16 protein-coding genes are annotated in these 16448 nt (G+C 61.2%); 8 read left to right on the top strand and 8 right to left on the bottom strand.

Features of this window, described 5'->3' with window-relative positions:
- Nucleotides 1–187 precede the first annotated feature (187 nt).
- From HZ99_RS21930 to mrcB, 3 genes are read right to left on the bottom strand one after another with little or no spacing between them, the layout of a single operon-like run.
- Nucleotides 188–517, bottom strand: a complete 330-nt coding sequence (locus HZ99_RS21930) for a YqcC family protein (RefSeq protein WP_038446027.1) — start codon at nucleotides 515–517, stop codon at nucleotides 188–190.
- Nucleotides 517–1248 carry a tetratricopeptide repeat protein gene (locus tag HZ99_RS21925; protein ID WP_038446026.1) on the bottom strand — a complete coding sequence of 244 codons (732 nt, stop codon included), beginning with the start codon at nucleotides 1246–1248 and terminating at the stop codon, nucleotides 517–519. The genes HZ99_RS21930 and HZ99_RS21925 overlap by 1 nt, the downstream gene beginning before the upstream one ends.
- A gap of 16 nt (nucleotides 1249–1264) precedes the next feature.
- Nucleotides 1265–3586 (bottom strand): penicillin-binding protein 1B, encoded by a 2322-nt coding sequence (mrcB, locus tag HZ99_RS21920; RefSeq protein ID WP_038446025.1) that lies wholly within the window; start codon nucleotides 3584–3586, stop codon nucleotides 1265–1267.
- A gap of 117 nt (nucleotides 3587–3703) precedes the next feature.
- On the opposite strand from mrcB, the gene HZ99_RS21915 reads away from it, so the two are divergent.
- The 3 genes from HZ99_RS21915 to HZ99_RS21905 all read left to right on the top strand — a co-directional run bounded on the left by HZ99_RS21915 (nucleotide 3704) and on the right by HZ99_RS21905 (nucleotide 6170).
- The gene (locus HZ99_RS21915; RefSeq protein WP_038448158.1) at nucleotides 3704–5260 is read left to right on the top strand and encodes an AAA family ATPase; all 1557 of its coding nucleotides are present in this window, start codon (nucleotides 3704–3706) and stop codon (nucleotides 5258–5260) included.
- A 91-nt stretch (nucleotides 5261–5351) separates the two neighbouring features.
- On the top strand, nucleotides 5352–5696 hold the full coding sequence (locus HZ99_RS21910; protein WP_038446024.1) for a pentapeptide repeat-containing protein: 345 nt from the start codon (nucleotides 5352–5354) through the stop codon (nucleotides 5694–5696).
- Nucleotides 5697–5897: 201 nt separating this feature from the next.
- Nucleotides 5898–6170, top strand: coding sequence for a TfoX/Sxy family protein (locus HZ99_RS21905; protein WP_038446023.1), 273 nt, complete (start codon nucleotides 5898–5900; stop codon nucleotides 6168–6170).
- Nucleotides 6171–6476: 306 nt separating this feature from the next.
- On the opposite strand, the gene HZ99_RS21900 is transcribed toward HZ99_RS21905, so the two are convergent.
- Genes HZ99_RS21900 through HZ99_RS21890 form a run of 3 tightly spaced genes read right to left on the bottom strand, consistent with a single transcriptional unit; the run spans nucleotide 6477 to nucleotide 9156 of the window.
- Complete coding sequence (locus HZ99_RS21900; protein ID WP_038446021.1) at nucleotides 6477–7244, bottom strand: heme ABC transporter ATP-binding protein; 768 nt, start codon at nucleotides 7242–7244, stop codon at nucleotides 6477–6479.
- Entirely contained in the window at nucleotides 7244–8281 is a 1038-nt protein-coding gene (locus tag HZ99_RS21895; RefSeq protein ID WP_029298930.1) for a FecCD family ABC transporter permease, read from the bottom strand. Before HZ99_RS21895 ends, HZ99_RS21900 begins: the two co-directional genes overlap by 1 nt.
- The gene (locus HZ99_RS21890; RefSeq protein WP_038446019.1) at nucleotides 8278–9156 is read right to left on the bottom strand and encodes a heme/hemin ABC transporter substrate-binding protein; all 879 of its coding nucleotides are present in this window, start codon (nucleotides 9154–9156) and stop codon (nucleotides 8278–8280) included. The genes HZ99_RS21895 and HZ99_RS21890 overlap by 4 nt, the downstream gene beginning before the upstream one ends.
- A 185-nt stretch (nucleotides 9157–9341) precedes the next feature.
- On the opposite strand from HZ99_RS21890, the gene HZ99_RS21885 reads away from it, so the two are divergent.
- On the top strand, nucleotides 9342–9659 hold the full coding sequence (locus HZ99_RS21885; RefSeq protein ID WP_038446017.1) for a Rieske (2Fe-2S) protein: 318 nt from the start codon (nucleotides 9342–9344) through the stop codon (nucleotides 9657–9659).
- Here the strand turns inward: HZ99_RS21885 and sfsA are convergent.
- A complete protein-coding gene (sfsA, locus tag HZ99_RS21880) occupies nucleotides 9656–10369 on the bottom strand; it encodes a DNA/RNA nuclease SfsA (RefSeq protein ID WP_038446015.1) in 714 nt (237 codons plus the stop codon). The two genes, HZ99_RS21885 and sfsA, sit on opposite strands and share 4 nt — an antisense overlap.
- Nucleotides 10369–11541, bottom strand: coding sequence for a pyridoxal phosphate-dependent aminotransferase (locus HZ99_RS21875; protein WP_038446013.1), 1173 nt, complete (start codon nucleotides 11539–11541; stop codon nucleotides 10369–10371). The genes sfsA and HZ99_RS21875 overlap by 1 nt, the downstream gene beginning before the upstream one ends.
- Before the next feature lie 320 nt (nucleotides 11542–11861).
- On the opposite strand from HZ99_RS21875, the gene dksA reads away from it, so the two are divergent.
- The 4 genes from dksA (at nucleotide 11862) to HZ99_RS21855 (ending at nucleotide 16445) form a co-directional block, all read left to right on the top strand.
- Entirely contained in the window at nucleotides 11862–12296 is a 435-nt protein-coding gene (gene dksA / locus HZ99_RS21870; RefSeq protein WP_038446012.1) for an RNA polymerase-binding protein DksA, read from the top strand.
- A gap of 84 nt (nucleotides 12297–12380) precedes the next feature.
- Nucleotides 12381–13268 (top strand): tRNA glutamyl-Q(34) synthetase GluQRS, encoded by an 888-nt coding sequence (gluQRS, locus tag HZ99_RS21865; protein WP_038446010.1) that lies wholly within the window; start codon nucleotides 12381–12383, stop codon nucleotides 13266–13268.
- Between the two features lie 62 nt (nucleotides 13269–13330).
- The gene (locus tag HZ99_RS28770) at nucleotides 13331–13507 is read left to right on the top strand and encodes a hypothetical protein (protein WP_003176118.1); all 177 of its coding nucleotides are present in this window, start codon (nucleotides 13331–13333) and stop codon (nucleotides 13505–13507) included.
- A complete protein-coding gene (locus HZ99_RS21855) occupies nucleotides 13491–16445 on the top strand; it encodes a sensor histidine kinase (RefSeq protein ID WP_162473191.1) in 2955 nt (984 codons plus the stop codon). Before HZ99_RS28770 ends, HZ99_RS21855 begins: the two co-directional genes overlap by 17 nt.
- Nucleotides 16446–16448 lie beyond the last annotated feature (3 nt).

Below are 16448 nucleotides of genomic sequence, written 5' to 3'. Positions count from 1 at the left end.
TCCCGATACAGCGGACTTTGGATTCTTCTGTTTCAGCCCCTTCAAGTCAAGCAATAATTGCGCTTTTTTCCAACTAAGCGCATGAGAACGTAGAAGAAAGGGGTCAGAGGAGGGATAAAACTCGCATGAATGTCGTCAAGCGGTAGAAATGTGCGCAAGACTGCCGGAAAACCCGACAGTCAGGCAATTAACGAGCGTCGACAATCAGTTGGTCGAACTTTTTCAGCGCAGACCGCAGGCCAAGGCTCTCTCGGGGGCGATCAGCATAGACCATCTCGGCCATCTCCAGGATGCCTGACGCGTTGGGCAGCGGCAGGTCCTGTTCGAGGATCTGTTTCATTCGGACCAGGAAGATCCACTGCAACCACTGATGAAAATCCAGGGTATCGACGGAAAACGGCTCAACACTGCTCAGCGCTTCGGCACCGGGGGACACCGCATCCCACCAGCCCGCCAGGCGCAGTTCCCGCTCAATCAGCAACAGCTGTTCGGCAATCGCCGGAAAACGAGGATCCATCAGAGACTGACCTTGGCCTTTTGCCGGGCCTGGGCGGCACCGGCGGCATCGCCTTGCGCAGCACGCGCATCCCCAATCAAGGCCCACAGGCTGGCCTGCAGGTCAGGACGACCGCTGGCCATGGTCAAGCCACGACGGGCGAACTGCTCAGCCTGTGGCGCATCACCCTGGGCCATGCGCACTTGCGCCAGGCGGTAGAGCACCTGTGGCTCACGTGGCGCGACACGCTGGGCGCGCTCAAGGCTCGACGATGCGCCATTCAAGTCGCCACCGGCCTGCTGTTGCTGCGCAGTGGTGAGCAAGGCCAGGACCGGGCCGTCCAACTGCTCGTCGGCAGACAGACCGCCAGCATTGGCCGATGGAATCCCGCTCGGCGTCGACGGCATGTTGTAGGTGCCCTGGTTGACCGGCGCGGTATCAATCGGCGCAGAGCTCGACGGCCCCGGTGTGATCGGGCCCGGCGTCCATGGCGCGGAGCTGATGGGTGCAGACGCGGTTGCGCCACCGCCCGGAACCATCACCACGACCCCGGAATCCTGTGGCACAGCCCGGGTCGTGGCAGGGTTCGGACGCGTGGTCACGGTCTGGCGAAAGCCGCCGTTGGCCGAGATCCGATCATTATTGGAAACGGCTGTGCCGGAATCCACCACCGGGATGGAACCGCGCTGCACGGTGGAGCAACCGCTGAGCAAAGCCAATGTTGTAACAGCTGGAATCAACCACTTGTTCACTTGAAATCCTCTTTGCTTAATTCATCCAGCCCTTGACCCAATCCATCACCGAATCCGCGTCTGTGGGCAAGCCCCCACACGCAGCGCCGGCTGGCGGTTCACTGCCGCGAATATACGGCATCTGCACCGCACCCGGACAGTTGGCATCGGAGCCCTGGCCGGTATGGGGGTCGATCCAGGCCTGAACGATATTGTCGGGTTGCGGCATGTTCAATGGCAGCGGGTCCGCCTTGCGCATAAAGCTGGTCCAGACCTGCAAGGCGCCGGTCGCGCCGGTAAACGGTGTCTTGCCGTTGTCATCGCGCCCCAGCCAGACCACCGCGAGCAGGTCCTGGCTGAAGCCGGCGAACCAGCTGTCACGGGAATCGTTACTGGTACCGGTCTTGCCGGCCAGCGTCAGGTTGGACGGCAGCACGCTGTAGACCGACCGCCCCGTACCTTCGCGCATGACTCGCTGCATGGCGTTCTGGATCAGGTAAATAGAGGCCGGATCAAAACGCTGCTCGATCTGGAATGGGTAGCGCTTGAGCGGTTCCCCTTCCGCCGTCAAGACACTGCGGATCCCGCGCATCGGCGTATTGAAACCGCCATTGGCCAGGGTCTGGTACATGGTTGCCACTTCCATCGGGCTCAAGCCCCCCGCACCCAGCAACATCGACGGGAAGGCCGGGAACTCGCGGCTCACGCCCAATCGCGCCAGCGTCTTGAGCACATTCGGCACACCCAGCTCCAGACCAAGCCGCGCCGTGGACAGGTTGTAGGAATGCGCCAGGCCCTGATACAGGAACACAGTGCCGTGGGAGCGACGATCATAGTTCTGCGGCTTCCACACCTGGCCATCGGCGCCCTTGACCGAGAATGCTTCGTCGGAGAGCCAACTGGTCAGGGTGTATTTGCTCGGCTTTTCCAGCGCAGTGAGGTACACCGCCGGCTTGATCAGCGAGCCAATCGGCCGCACGGCATCCAGTGCACGATTGAAACCGGCGAAACTGGCCTGACGACTGCCGATCATGGCCTGGACTTCACCGGTTTCCGGATTGGTCACGACCATGGCCGCCTCGACCTCGTCCGAGCCCTTGCGCCCAGCCAAGCGTTTGAAGGTATCGCTGACCGAGGCTTCGGCCTTCATCTGCAGGATCGGGTCGAAACTGGTGAAGATCCGCAGGCCTTCTTCGGTCAAGTCCTCATCGCGATAGTCTTCGCGCAACTGGCGCTTGACCAGATCGATAAAGCCTGGGAATGAACTGTCGGCCAACTTGCCACGGGTAGTGACGCCCAAGGGCATCTTCTTCGCGGCGGCGACCTGTTCAGCCGTGGCTACGCCCTGCTGCTCGAGGACGTCGAGTACCAGGTTGCGACGCTCCAGGGCCCGCTCCGGGTTACGGCGAGGGTTGTAATAGGACGGTCCCTTGACCATGCCCACCAGCAACGCCACCTGATGCAGCTTGAGCTCGGACAACGGCTGGCCGAAAAAGAACTGGCTGGCCAGGCCGAAACCGTGCACCGCGCGCTGGCCATCCTGGCCGACGAACACCTCGTTGAGGTAGGCCTCCAGAATCTCCTGCTTGCTGTAGTGCAGTTCCAGCAACATCGCCATCATGGCTTCGGTGAGTTTGCGGGTCAGGCTGCGTTCACTGGTCAGGTAGAAGTTTTTCACCAATTGTTGCGTCAGCGTACTGCCGCCCTGGGTCATCCGGCCACCGGAGGTGTTGACCCAGATGGCGCGGGCGATGGACTTGGGCGATACGCCCCAGTGGCTGTAAAAATCCCGGTCTTCGACCGCAACCAGGGTTTCCAGCAGGTACGGTGGAACCTGATCGATCTTGATCAGGATGCGATCTTCGAGGTTCTTCGGGTAAATCCCGCCGATCAGCAACGGCTCAAGACGCACCACCGGCAGCTTGCCGCCGTTGAGTGCGGAAAGCTCAGCCACGTAGTCCCCCGAGAAACGCACGCGCACCGGCTGCGCCTTTTCCAGGCCTTCATAGAATTGGAAACCCCGGGTGTTCAAGTCCACGGTATTGCCACTGACCGCCGCCGCCCCTGGCCCGTTGGCCACGGCTTCGCGCCGGTAACCCAGCGCATCGAGTTCGGTGAGGAAGTCAGCCTTGCTCAGCTTTTGGCCGGTAAAGAGCTCCAGCGGGCGAGCGTAGACCTTCGCCGGGATGGTCCAGCGCTTGCCAGAGAATTTCTCCTGGACCACGGCATCGAGGTATACCGCGATGCCGGCGATCACCACCAGGCCAACCAGGCCAAGCTTGAGCGCCCAGCCCAGCCAGGGGCGCAGGCTGCGAGAAGGAGGTTTTTTACGGGTACGGGGAGATCGGGTACGAGTCATGGCGGCGGATTATACGCATTTTATTGATGATCAACATGAACCGGACGGCGGTTTGCATGACCGACTTGAGCGGCCATAATGCGCTCCATTATTTTTCCAGACTCCGAAGGATCGCCCGTGAGCCAGCCCTTGATTGCCGCCCTGCAAAACCCGGCCCTGTTTCCTCATCCGGTCGAAGTGTTTCAAGTCATTGAAACCCATATTTCCTGGGTCCTGCTCACCGGCCCCTATGCCTACAAGATCAAGAAGCCGGTGAACTTCGGCTTCCTCGACTTTACCCAGCTGGACGCCCGCGCTCACTTCTGCAACGAAGAACTGCGCCTCAACCAACGCCTGACACAGGATTTGTATCTTGAGGTGTTGCCGATTACCGGCAACGTTGAAGCTCCGCAACTGGGCGGCGAAGGCCCGGCCATCGAATATGTGTTGAAAATGCGCCAGTTCCCGCAAAGCCAGCTGCTGAGCACCTTGCAGGCCAACGGCGAGCTGACCAGCGGCCACATCGATGAAATGGCCAGCCAGATTGCCCATTTCCACCTGAACGCCCCAAAGGTTCCCGAGGCGCACCCGGCCGGAACCCCAGACGAGGTGATGGCGCCGGTACGGCAGAACTTCGAGCAGATCCGCCCGTTCCTCAGCGACAAGGCCGACCTAGCCCAACTGGAAGCACTGCAAGCCTGGGCCCAGAGCAGCTTTGAACGCCTCAAGCCCCTGCTGGAGCAACGCAAGCTCAATGGTTTTATCCGCGAGTGCCATGGCGATATTCACCTGGGCAACGCGACCATGATCGACGGGCACGCGGTGATCTTCGACTGCATCGAGTTCAACGAGCCGTTTCGCTTCACCGACGTGTGCGCCGACACCGGTTTCCTGGCCATGGACCTGGAAGACCGTGGCCTCAAGTCCCTGGCCCGGCGTTTTGTCAGCCAATACCTGGAGCTGACCGGCGATTACCAGAGCCTGGAACTGCTGAATTTCTATAAAGCCTACCGTGCGCTGGTCCGCGCCAAAGTCGCGCTGTTCAGCATGCCGCCCGAGGCGACACCGGTCGAACGAGCGACCACCCTGCGCCAATACCGCAACTACGCCAACCTGGCCGAAAGCTACAGCACCATCCCCTCGCGCTTCCTGGCAATTACCCATGGCGTATCGGCAACCGGCAAAAGCCATGTGGCGATGCGCCTGGTCGATGCACTGGGAGCCATCCGCCTGCGCTCCGATGTAGAACGCAAGCGCCTGTTTGGCGAGCAGCAGGTCGAGAACACCCCACAAGCCGGGATCTATGCCTCGCACGCCAGCGCGGCAACGTACGCCCGCCTGCATACCCTCGCCGAAACCGTGCTGCGCGCAGGCTTCCCTGTGGTGTTGGATGCGACCTACCTCAAGCATGAACAACGCGACGCTGCCGCCAAAGTCGCAGAAGCCACTGGCGCGCCATTCCTGATCCTGGATTGCAATGCACCACAGGCCGTTATTGCCAGTTGGCTGGCGAAACGTCAGGCAGATAAAAACGATCCGTCTGACGCCACCTTGGCGGTCATTGAACAGCAGCAGGCCAGTCGCGATCCCCTAAGTACCGAAGAACTGCTGCTGAGCAAGCGGGTTGAGACCAATGAAAGCGGGACGCTGGACGCGCTGGTTGCCCATGTTCGCCAACGCCTGCCAGGGCTGTAAGAAATATTTCCTGGCCGTGAAGCCGTTAACAGCTCACGGCCATAAATAGTGGCACTATAATGGCATCATAAGTCCAACAGGAGATGCCGCCATGGGCCAGCCGAAGCTGCTTGATACCCCGCTCTACGCGCTGCTGCATAAAGATGACATCCGCGGCTTCAATCAGGAGCGCCCCAAGGAGGGTCCCATTGACATGCGCGGTGGCGACTTCCGAGGGCTCGACCTGCGTGACCTGGACGCCGGGGGCGTGGATTTCACCGATGCTTACTTCCGTTCAGCCGACTTGCGTGGCCTGGACCTGCGCGACTGCTCACTGGAAGGCGCCAGCCTGGCCCATGCGCAGATTTCGGGCGCTTACTTTCCACCCGAACTGAGCGCTGACGAGATCCTTATGTCGGTCAATTTCGGTACCCGCCTGCGTTACCGCACTCGCTGACAACACACCTCTCCCCCCGGCTGCACGCAAGGCGGGCTGGGGGCTTTCGCCTGTCGGCGTCAACATTCCAGCGCCAGCCTTAGAAGCATTTACATCGTTTCTGAGCAAAGAACTACGCTTTTCCTACTGAGCGCTACACTCCTTTCAGGCTTGCCTGGTCACGATACCCACCGAACCATTCGGCCGTCGCAAGGAGGCTTGATGAATGATGAGCTGCAACACCTGAAAAACCTTGGCAAGACCTCGGCGCAATGGCTGCATGCGGTGGGCATCCATAGCGCTTCGGACCTGCGCCGACTGGGCGCAGTAGACGCCTACCGGGCGGTACGCACCCGCGGTTTCCGGGCTTCCAAAGTCCTGTTGTATGCCATCGAAGGCGCATTGATGGATGTGCATTGGAACGATATTCCAACCGAGCGCAAGGAGGCGCTGAATCGCCAATTGGAAGCGCTGTCGGTACGCAGCAAAAGTTGAAAAGGTCGCAAGCCCAGTGTTTACGAAGATTCCAAACAGGCGTTTGAGGAAACTTCCAAGAGCCGCAAAAACAATTGTTGACTCTCAAATGAGAATCGTTATGATTATCACAACTGATCGCGAGATCAGCCGATAACTGAAAGACCATTGGTTCGGACTCTCAGATTATCTCCTCATCAGGCTAATCACGGTTATTTGACCCGGCTCTTGCCGGGTCTTTTTTTGCCTGGGATTTATGCCCCGGGCACCTGGCGCCATCCCCTGCTAGGAGCTGGCTTGCCGGCACCTACAGGGTTGGGTGCAACTTCAGCGGGCGATGATCAATGGATGACCTAGCTCAGGATGCGGCTGCACCAGCACATCCAGACCAAATACCGTCTTGAGCAAATCCGGTCGCAATACTTGCGCCGGTGTATCCAGGGCATGGGGACGACCGTCCTCAAGCAGCAGGATTCGATCGCAATAACGCGCCGCCAGGTTCAGGTCGTGCAGGATCACCAGCACGGCCGCACCGCGGTCGGCAAAGCTGCGGATAGCCTGCAAGGTGGTGTGCTGGTGCAACGGGTCGAGCATTGAGGTCGGCTCGTCCAGCAATAAGGTCTGCCCCGCTTCGCCCGGCCAGAGTTGCGCCAGTACCCGCGCCAGGTGCACGCGCTGGCGCTCGCCGCCGGACAGGGCCAGGTAGCTGCGCCCGCTCAAGTGCCCCACGTCGGCGGCCTGCAGGGCAGCTTCGATGATTTCATCGTCGCGTACCCGCCCGGTCTGATGGGGTAAACGCCCCATGCCCACCACTTCCTCGACGCGAAAAGCGAAATCCAGGGTCGACACCTGGGGCAGCACTGCCAACCGCTGCGCCCGTTGCGCGCCCTGCCAATCCTTGAGCTCACGGTCGTCCAGCCAGACCTGCCCTTCATCCGGGCGCAATTGCCCACATAACGCGCCCAGCAATGTGCTTTTACCGGCGCCATTGGGGCCCAGCACGCCCAATACTTCACCGGGCCTGAGATCCAGGCTCACATCGGCCAGTACGGTTTTACGACCGCGACGGATCTGCAGGTTTTCCACTCGCAGCATCAGGCGCGTCCTCGCAACAGCAGGTATAGAAAAAACGGAGCACCGATAAAGGCGGTAACAATACCAATGGGCAGCTCTGCCGGCGCCAGCGCCAGGCGAGCCACCAGATCGGCAAATAGCAACAAACTCGCGCCCGCCAGCACCGAGGCCGGCAGGAGCACGCGATGATCCGGCCCCGCCAGCAACCGCATCAGGTGCGGGACTACCAGCCCGACAAAACCAATCAGCCCCGCGGCAGCGACCGCCGCGCCCACTCCTAGGGCCGTGCAAAACACCAGCTCGCGCTTGAGCCCCTCGACATTGATCCCCAGATGACTGGCTTCCGACTCCCCCAGGAGCAAAGCGTTGAGCGCCTTGGCCCGGCGTGGCAGCCACAGAGCCACGCCAGCACTGACCAGCAGCAACGGCCACAGTCGCGAATAACTGGCGCCATTGAGACTGCCAAGGTTCCAGAACGTCAGGGTACGCAAAGTGGCGTCATCCGCCAGGTAGGTGAACAGGCCCACCGCCGAGGCCGCCAGGGCGGTCAAGGCGATGCCGGCCAACAGCATCGTCGCAACATTCGTCTGGCCGTCGCGTCGTCCCAGGCGATAGACCAAGGCGGTCACGCCCAAGCCCCCCAAAAATGCACACAGCGACAGCAGATACGGCCCCACGGCGTCCGGCAGACCACCAAAAGCCGCACCGCCGACGATGGCCACCGCCGCCCCCAACGCAGCGCCGCTGGACACGCCAACTAACCCTGGGTCGGCCAATGGGTTACGGAACAACCCCTGCATGGCCACACCCGACAACGCCAGCACCCCACCAACCGCAAGCCCCAGCAGGGTGCGTGGCAGGCGGATCTGCCCGAGAATCAGTTCAGCCTGCTCCAGGCCCTGAGCCTCTATGGGCACGCCAAGCAAACGTAAGGCGGCGCGCAGTGTGTCGAGCAACGGCAGACTAACCGGCCCCAAGGCCAGGGACAGCCATATCGCCAATACACACAACAGGCTCAAACCTATAAACAAGGCGCGTGGTTTAACCAGAGTGGTCATGGGGCAGCTTGGGTTTTAGCGGGGTAGAACCCAGCGGACAAGGCTTGCAGGCTGGCCGGCAACCGCGGGCCAAGGCCACCGACCAGCAAGGTGGGATCCAACTCGAACACCCGGCCGGTCTTGGCCGCAGAAGTGGCCGCCAGGATCGGGTTCTCCTTGAACAAGGCCGCACGGGCCGCCTCGCCACTCAGGGCGCGGTCGGAGAACACCAGGACTTCTGGGCTCAGCCCCGCCAGGGACTCAACCGAAAACGGCTTGTAACCGCTGTGCGTCGCCAAGTTGTGCCCACCGGCTTGTTGCAGCACCCAATCGGCAGCGGTGTCCTTGCCGGCGATCAACGGTTTGCCACCGGCATGTCCGAGCACCAGCAGCACGCCCGGGGCCTTTTGCCGGGTTTGCGCCTGGGTCACGGCCGCTTTTTGCTCTTCCAGTTGCTGCTGATAGCTGCTGAACAGTGCCGCAGCCTTGGCCTCGGCCCCCAACAGCTTGCCCAGATGTTGCAGGTTGCCTTGCAGGGTCGGCAGGTCCGGCTGCGCGGAAAACAGCTCCACTTGCACCCCTGCATTGCGAATCTGCGCCAGCACCGGCGGTGGCCCCATTTCCTCGGTGCCCACCAGGATCTGCGGGCGCAGGCTCAAGATCCCTTCGGCCGACAGTTGGCGCTGGTAACCGATACTGGGCAGCGCCTTGAGCGACTGCGGATGCTGGCTGGTAGTATCGACACCCACCAGCTTCGACTCCCCGCCCAGCGCCGTCACCCACTCCGACAACGCCCCCCCGGCGCTGACCCAGCGTTGAGGCAACTGCGCGGCTTGCGCCAGGGGGTTGACCAGCAATCCGACAACAAGCGCAATAGCGCTGGTACTCAGGCGCATAAAAGGGTTTCCTTTCTAGGGATGGAGCCTGTCATGTGACCGCCTGGCATTGTACTGAGCACGCAGTCAGCTAACGGGCGAAACCGGCATTTGATAATTGTTTGCATTTGAACGTCAAGCACCGGGCTTACCCGCAAACCCCGGATCACTCTACACCCCTTGACCCGCGCCACCTGAGAACGCTTATGAAGTTTCTGTGCCCCTCCCACGAACTGGCCCCAGACAGCAGTCGCGGCTTCGATATCGATGGTCGCAAGCTGTTTGTCGTGCGCCGCGAAGACCAGGTGTATTTCTACATCAACCGCTGCCCCCATCGCGGCGTCCCGCTGGAATGGCAGCCTGACCGCTTTCTCGACCCCAGCGCGAGCATGATCCAATGCGCCACCCACGGCGCGTTGTTTCTGATCGAAAGCGGCGAATGCGTGGCCGGTCCCTGCGCAGGCCAAAGCCTGACTCCCCTGCCCGGCCGCGAAGACGCACAGGGGTTGTGGGTGCAACTCTAGTCGTTGAGCAGCACAGTCAAGGGGCGGTCAATACAGACTTCCTGTGCACTGATGTTCACACCATAGGCCAGGACCTGCACTCCGGCGGCCTTGGCCTCACGCAGTGCGGCGGCATACCCGGGATCAATCTCCTCCGCCGGCCTTACGCCATCGATGCCAGACAGATTCACACAGTACAACTGCACAGCTCGTACACCGCTGCGGGCCAGGTGTGCCAACTCCCGCAAATGCTTGGCCCCACGCTGGGTTACCGCATCGGGAAAAGCGGCGATAGGTGTGCCGTCAAACCCCAGGGTGACACTTTTGACTTCGACATAAGCCGCGCCACCGGGGTAGTCCAGGCGAAAGTCGATGCGGCTTTTTTCCTGGCCGTAAGGCACTTCGCGCCTTAACGCGGTAAAGCCATTGAGCTCGGTGATCAGCCCGGCATTCAGCGCCTCTTCAACCAGCGGGTTGGCCCGCGCGGTGTTGACGCACGCCAGGCGGCCCTGGGGGGTCTCGGCAATCTCCCAGGTACCCGGCAGCTTGCGCTTGGGGTCATTGGAGCGGCTGAACCAGACTTGCCCGCCTTCAACCATGCAGTTGAACATTGAGCCGGTGTTGGGACAGTGGATGGTAAGTAACTCGCCGGTAACGGTTTCGATGTCGGCCAGAAAACGCTTGTAGCGGCGAATCAGCCGGCCTTCTTCAAGGGGAGGATGAAAGCGCATCAGCCTTGCCAGCTCCGCAGGCCACGGGCAATCCGCTCCACCGCTTCCTGTAGGCGATCGAGGTTTTGCGTATAGGCAAAACGCACATGATGACCTGCCTGGAAGCGGCCGAAATCCAACCCAGGCGTGAATGCCACATGCTCGGTTTCAAGAAAGTGCTGGCAAAACGCAAAGGCATCGCCACCAAAGGCGCTGATATCGGCATACAGGTAAAACGCCCCTTCCGGTTCTACCGCGATACCGAATCCCAGCTCGCGCAGGGCCGGCAGCAAGAAGTCACGCCGACGCCCGAACTCGGCCCGCCGCTCCTCAAGGATCGCCAGGGTTTGCGCGGTAAAACAGGCCAACGCCGCATGCTGGGCCATGCTCGGCGCACTGATGTACAGGTTCTGCGCCAGCTTCTCCAGCTCCCCCACCGCAGCGGGGGGCGCCACCAGCCAGCCCAGGCGCCAACCGGTCATTCCGAAATACTTTGAAAAACTGTTTAGGACAAACGCCTCGTCATCCACCTCCAGCACGCTGGCCGCATCAGTGCCGTAGGTCAGGCCGTGATAGATCTCATCCACCACCAGATGGCCATTGCGCGCCTTGATGGCGCTGGACAGGCCGGCCAGCTCATCACGGGCCAGGAGGGTCCCGGTCGGGTTGGCCGGCGAGGCGACCAACGCCCCCACACTGTCCTGGTCCCAATAGCGCGCCACCAGGTCGGCGGTCAGTTGGTAGCGTACCTCGGGACCGACCGGCACCAGTTGCGCCGCCCCTTCCACCAGCCGCAGGAAATGCCGGTTGCAGGGGTAGCCTGGGTCCGCCAGCAGCCAATGCTTGCCCGGATCCACCAGCAGGCTGCTGGCCAGCAGCAAGGCCCCGGAGCCGCCTGGAGTGATCAGGATGCGCTCGGGGTCGATAGTCAAGTCATAGCGTTGCCGGTAGAAACCACTGATGGCCTCGCGCAATTCCGGCAGGCCGCGGGCGGCGGTGTAGCGGGTCTTGCCGCTGGCCAATGCGGCCTGGCCGGCCTGGATGATCGGCTCGGCGGTGGTGAAATCCGGCTCGCCGATTTCCAGGTGAATCACATCATGGCCGGCGGCCTGCAGCTCATTGGCCCGCGCCAGCAACGCCATGACATGAAAAGGTTCGATAGCACGACTGCGAGCACTGTAGGGCTGAGCCATTAGCCTTCCTTAACAATGAGGACAAAATCGGGATTCTACCGAACCCGTGAGGTAAAACATGTTCTATTGCCCGCCTGGCGGCGATGATGAGCCAGGCAAGGGCCTGCAAAAAGACTAAAATCATCTTTCCAGACGGTGTATGCCCGGCCACGGCGGGTCGCAGCAGTTTGCAGCCCCGCGCTCGATGAGCCTCGACAGCCGGGAGTAGCGCACCCCGAATCTATCTGGTAAGTTCGCCCGCTTGCAGCCGCAGGGCCGGCAGGTGTCGGTGATGTTGCAATCCTGCGCAATGGATTAGAAGAGTGAGAGGCGGTCTATTCATGTCCACCCAAGCAAAGCAACAGAGCATCAGCGGCTTCGAACCCTACATCGAGGCGAAAGGCGAAGAGTACATGGGCGAGCCCATGCGCAAACACTTCACCAAGATCCTGCAGAAATGGAAACAGGACTTGATGCAGGAGGTCGACCGTACCGTTGACCACATGAAGGACGAAGCAGCCAACTTCCCTGACCCGGCCGACCGTGCCAGCCAGGAAGAAGAGTTCAGCCTTGAACTGCGCGCCCGTGATCGCGAGCGCAAACTGATCAAGAAAATCGACAAGACGCTGCAACTGATCGAAGACGAAGAATACGGCTGGTGTGAATCCTGCGGCGTCGAGATCGGCATTCGCCGCCTGGAAGCCCGTCCTACCGCAGACATGTGCGTAGACTGCAAGACCTTGGCCGAAATCAAGGAAAAACAGGTCGGTAAGTAATCACTGCCGAGCTGAACGAATGGGGCGTGCAAACGCTCCATTTTTGTTTCTGGGGTTTGGCGGTTTTCCCGTAATATCCAGGCCATGACAGCCTCTACCTATATCGGGCGTTTCGCCCCCACGCCCAGCGGCCATTTGCACTTCGGCTCCCTGGTTGCAGCCCTCGCTTCCTATCTCGACGCCCGCGCCAATCAAGGCCGCTGGCTGATGCGCATGGAAGACCTCGACCCACCCCGTGAGGCGCCCGGCGCCCAGGCAGCGATCCTGCATGCCCTGGAAAGCTATGGCTTTGAGTGGGACGGGGAACTGGTCCGACAAAGCGATCGGCATGATGCCTACGCCAAAGTGTTGAACGACATGTTCAACCACGGCCTGGCCTACGCCTGCACCTGCTCACGCAAGCAATTGGAACCGTATAACGGTATTTACCCTGGCCTGTGCCGCAATGCCGGCCACGCGCTGGAGGATGCGGCTGTTCGTCTACGTGTTCCTGAGCTGGAATACCATTTCACCGACCGTGTACAAGGCGAATTCCGACAACACCTGGGGCGCGATGTCGGCGACTTCATCATCCGCCGCCGTGACGGCCTATATGCCTATCAGTTGGCGGTGGTGCTCGACGATGCCTGGCAAGGTGTCACCGATATCGTGCGTGGCGCCGACCTGCTGGACTCCACCCCCCGCCAGCTGTATCTGCAAGAGCTGTTGGGCCTGCGTCAGCCGCGTTACCTGCATGTGCCCCTGATCATCCAGCCGGACGGTAACAAACTGGGCAAATCCTATCGCTCCCCGCCGTTGACGCCCGACCAGACCACGCCTTTGCTACTCAGGGCCTTGCGCGCCCTCGGCCAGCAGCCGGGGGATGAATTGCTCCACGCCAGCCCACGGGAACTGCTGGATTGGGGTATTGCCCACTGGGATGCTTCCCGGATCCCACGCACACAGACCCTGGCCGAAGCGCAATTGCGCTGAAGGCGCTTGCAGCCTGCCAGCCATCCGTTAACATCGCCGCAGTTTTTCAATCAGAGGCCAACATGTACATCTATCGCTTGGTCCTGCTGCTGGTCGTCGGGATCTACCTGTTTTCTCCCGCCATCATGGACTGGTGGATCGACGCCACGGGCGCCTGGTATCGCCCCTATCTGCTGTGGCTGATCCTGATCGTCGTGACCTTCATCCTGCAGAGCCAAAAAGATGCCGATGAGCTTTAGCCTGACCCAGATGCTGCTGATCAGCGCCGCCTACCTGGCCGCGCTGTTCGGGGTGGCCTGGATCAGTGAGCGTGGGATGATCCCGCGGGCGATCATTCGCCACCCACTGACCTACACCTTGTCCCTGGGCGTGTATGCCAGCGCCTGGGCGTTTTATGGCACGGTGGGCCTGGCCTACCAATACGGTTATGGGTTTCTTTCCAGTTACCTGGGGGTGTCTGGTGCCTTCCTGCTGGCGCCAGTGCTGCTGTACCCGATCCTGAAAATCACCCGCACCTACCAACTGTCTTCGCTAGCCGACCTGTTTGCCTTCCGCTTTCGCAGCACCTGGGCCGGCGCGCTGACCACGATTTTCATGCTGATCGGCGTGCTGCCGTTGCTGGCCCTGCAAATCCAGGCCGTGGCCGATTCCATCGGCATTCTGACCCATGAGCCAGTGCAACACCGGGTCGCCCTGAGCTTTTGTGCGCTGATCACCCTGTTCACGATTTTTTTCGGTTCGCGACATATCGCCACCCGGGAAAAACATGAAGGCCTGGTGTTTGCGATAGCCTTTGAGTCGGTGATCAAGCTGATCGCCATCGGAGGTGTGGGCCTGTACGCACTGTACGGCGTGTTCGACGGCCCCCAGCAGTTGGAGCTGTGGCTGCTGCAAAACCAGACCGCCCTCGCCGCCCTGCACACCCCGCTGCAAGAAGGCCCATGGCGTACGCTGTTGCTGGTGTTCTTTGCCTCCGCCATTGTCATGCCGCACATGTACCACATGACCTTCACCGAGAACCTCAACCCGCGCTCGCTGGTCAGCGCCAGCTGGGGCCTGCCGCTGTTCCTGTTGCTGATGAGCCTGGCAGTGCCGCTGATCCTCTGGGCCGGCCTGAAACTGGGGGCCACTACCAACCCGGAATATTTCACTCTCGGTATCGGCATCGCCGCCAACAGTAAATCCCTGGCCTTGCTGGCCTACGTCGGCGGCTTATCGGCAGCCAGCGGCTTGATCATCGTCACCACCCTGGCGCTATCGGGCATGGCCCTCAACCACCTGGTGCTACCGCTGTACCAGCCGCCGGCTGAAGGCAACATCTACCGTTGGCTGAAATGGACACGCCGCGCGCTGATCGTGGCGATCATCATGGCCGGCTATGGCTTCTACCTGCTGATGGCAGCCGAGCAGGACCTGGCCAACCTCGGCATTGTCGCGTTCGTCGCCACCTTGCAGTTCTTGCCGGGCGTGCTGTCGGTACTGTACTGGCCGACGGCCAATCGACGCGGGTTTATCGCCGGGTTGCTGGCGGGGATCCTGGTGTGGCTGGTGACCATGCTGTTGCCGCTGGTCGGCAATCTGCAGGGCTTCTATATCCCGCTGCTGAACATGATCTACGTGCTGGACGACACCAGTTGGCACATGGCGGCCATCGCCTCGCTGGCGGCCAACGTGCTGATGTTCACCCTGATCTCCCTGTTCACCAACGCCAGCCCCGAAGAAACCAGCGCTGCCGAAGCCTGCGCCGTGGATAACGTACGCCGCCCGCAACGTCGCGAACTGCATGCGGCGTCGCCCCAGGAGTTTGCCACGCAACTGGCCAAGCCCCTGGGTGCCAAGGCCGCACAAAAGGAGGTGGAGCAGGCGCTACGCGACCTGTACCTGCCCTTCGACGAGCGCCGCCCCTATGCCTTGCGCCGCCTGCGTGATCGTATCGAGGCCAACCTGTCCGGGTTGATGGGCCCCAGCGTGTCCCAGGACATGGTGGAGACCTTCCTGCCGTACAAGGCCGGTGGCGAAAACTATGTCACCGAAGATATCCACTTTATCGAGAGCCGGCTGGAGGACTACCACTCGCGCCTCACCGGCCTTGCCGCCGAACTCGACGCCCTGCGCCGCTACCACCGCCAGACCTTGCAGGAACTGCCCATGGGCGTCTGCTCCCTGGCCAAGGATCAGGAGATCCTGATGTGGAACAAGGCCATGGAAGAGTTGACCGGTATCGCCGCCCAGCGTGTGGTGGGCTCGCGACTGACCACCATTGCCGATCCATGGAAAGAACTGTTGCTGGGTTTTATCAACCTGCCAGACGAACACTTGCACAAACAGCACTTGGCCCTCGACGGCCAGACCCGCTGGCTGAACCTGCACAAAGCCGCAATCGACGAGCCCCTGGCTCCCGGTAACAGTGGCCTGGTGTTGCTGGTCGAAGACCTGACCGAAACCCAGATGCTCGAAGACAAGCTGGTGCATTCCGAGCGACTGGCCAGCATCGGACGACTGGCAGCCGGCGTGGCCCATGAGATTGGCAACCCGATCACTGGTATCGCCTGCCTGGCGCAGAACCTGCGCGAAGAACGCGAAGAAGACGGCGAAATCACCGAAATCAGCGGGCAGATCCTCGAACAGACCAAGCGCGTCTCGCGCATCGTGCAATCGCTGATGAGCTTCGCCCACGCCGGCGGCCATCAGAATCACGATGAAGCCGTATGCCTGGCCGAAGTCGCGCAAGATGCCATTGGGCTGCTGGCCTTGAATCGGCGCAATTTCGAAGTACAGTTCTATAACTTGTGCGATCCGGAACACTGGGTGGTCGGCGACTCGCAACGCCTGGCCCAGGTGCTGATCAACCTGCTGTCCAACGCCCGCGACGCGACACCGGCCGGCAGTGCGGTAAGGGTCAAGAGCGAGGCCTTCGAGCACACGGTCGACCTGATCGTCGAAGACGAAGGCAGCGGTATTCCACAGAACATCATGGACCGATTGTTCGAACCCTTCTTCACCACCAAGGATCCAGGTGAAGGTACCGGTCTGGGCCTTGCACTGGTCTATTCCATCGTTGAAGAGCATTATGGACAAATCACCATCGACAGCCCGGCTGACACCGAAAGCCAACGCGGCACCCGTATTCGGGTGACCTTGCCGCGTCATGTCGAAGCGACGTCCGCTGTGAACTGAGAC

Source organism: Pseudomonas fluorescens (assembly GCF_000730425.1).
In the GTDB taxonomy this organism is placed as follows: Bacteria; Pseudomonadota; Gammaproteobacteria; order Pseudomonadales; family Pseudomonadaceae; genus Aquipseudomonas; species Aquipseudomonas fluorescens_X.
The sequence above is the reverse complement of the archived record's forward strand: the minus strand, read 5'-3'. Positions and strand labels throughout refer to the sequence as shown.

Coding starts and splice junctions, on each gene's coding strand:
- HZ99_RS21930 (WP_038446027.1), bottom strand. CDS start 517: ATGGATCCTCGTTTTCCGGCGATTGCCGAACAGCTGTTGCTGATTGAG.
- mrcB (WP_038446025.1), bottom strand. CDS start 3,586: ATGACTCGTACCCGATCTCCCCGTACCCGTAAAAAACCTCCTTCTCGC.
- HZ99_RS21910 (WP_038446024.1), top strand. CDS start 5,352: ATGGGCCAGCCGAAGCTGCTTGATACCCCGCTCTACGCGCTGCTGCAT.
- HZ99_RS21905 (WP_038446023.1), top strand. CDS start 5,898: ATGAATGATGAGCTGCAACACCTGAAAAACCTTGGCAAGACCTCGGCG.
- HZ99_RS21900 (WP_038446021.1), bottom strand. CDS start 7,244: ATGCTGCGAGTGGAAAACCTGCAGATCCGTCGCGGTCGTAAAACCGTA.
- HZ99_RS21895 (WP_029298930.1), bottom strand. CDS start 8,281: ATGACCACTCTGGTTAAACCACGCGCCTTGTTTATAGGTTTGAGCCTG.
- HZ99_RS21890 (WP_038446019.1), bottom strand. CDS start 9,156: ATGCGCCTGAGTACCAGCGCTATTGCGCTTGTTGTCGGATTGCTGGTC.
- HZ99_RS21885 (WP_038446017.1), top strand. CDS start 9,342: ATGAAGTTTCTGTGCCCCTCCCACGAACTGGCCCCAGACAGCAGTCGC.
- sfsA (WP_038446015.1), bottom strand. CDS start 10,369: ATGCGCTTTCATCCTCCCCTTGAAGAAGGCCGGCTGATTCGCCGCTAC.
- HZ99_RS21875 (WP_038446013.1), bottom strand. CDS start 11,541: ATGGCTCAGCCCTACAGTGCTCGCAGTCGTGCTATCGAACCTTTTCAT.
- dksA (WP_038446012.1), top strand. CDS start 11,862: ATGTCCACCCAAGCAAAGCAACAGAGCATCAGCGGCTTCGAACCCTAC.
- gluQRS (WP_038446010.1), top strand. CDS start 12,381: ATGACAGCCTCTACCTATATCGGGCGTTTCGCCCCCACGCCCAGCGGC.
- HZ99_RS28770 (WP_003176118.1), top strand. CDS start 13,331: ATGTACATCTATCGCTTGGTCCTGCTGCTGGTCGTCGGGATCTACCTG.
- HZ99_RS21855 (WP_162473191.1), top strand. CDS start 13,491: ATGCCGATGAGCTTTAGCCTGACCCAGATGCTGCTGATCAGCGCCGCC.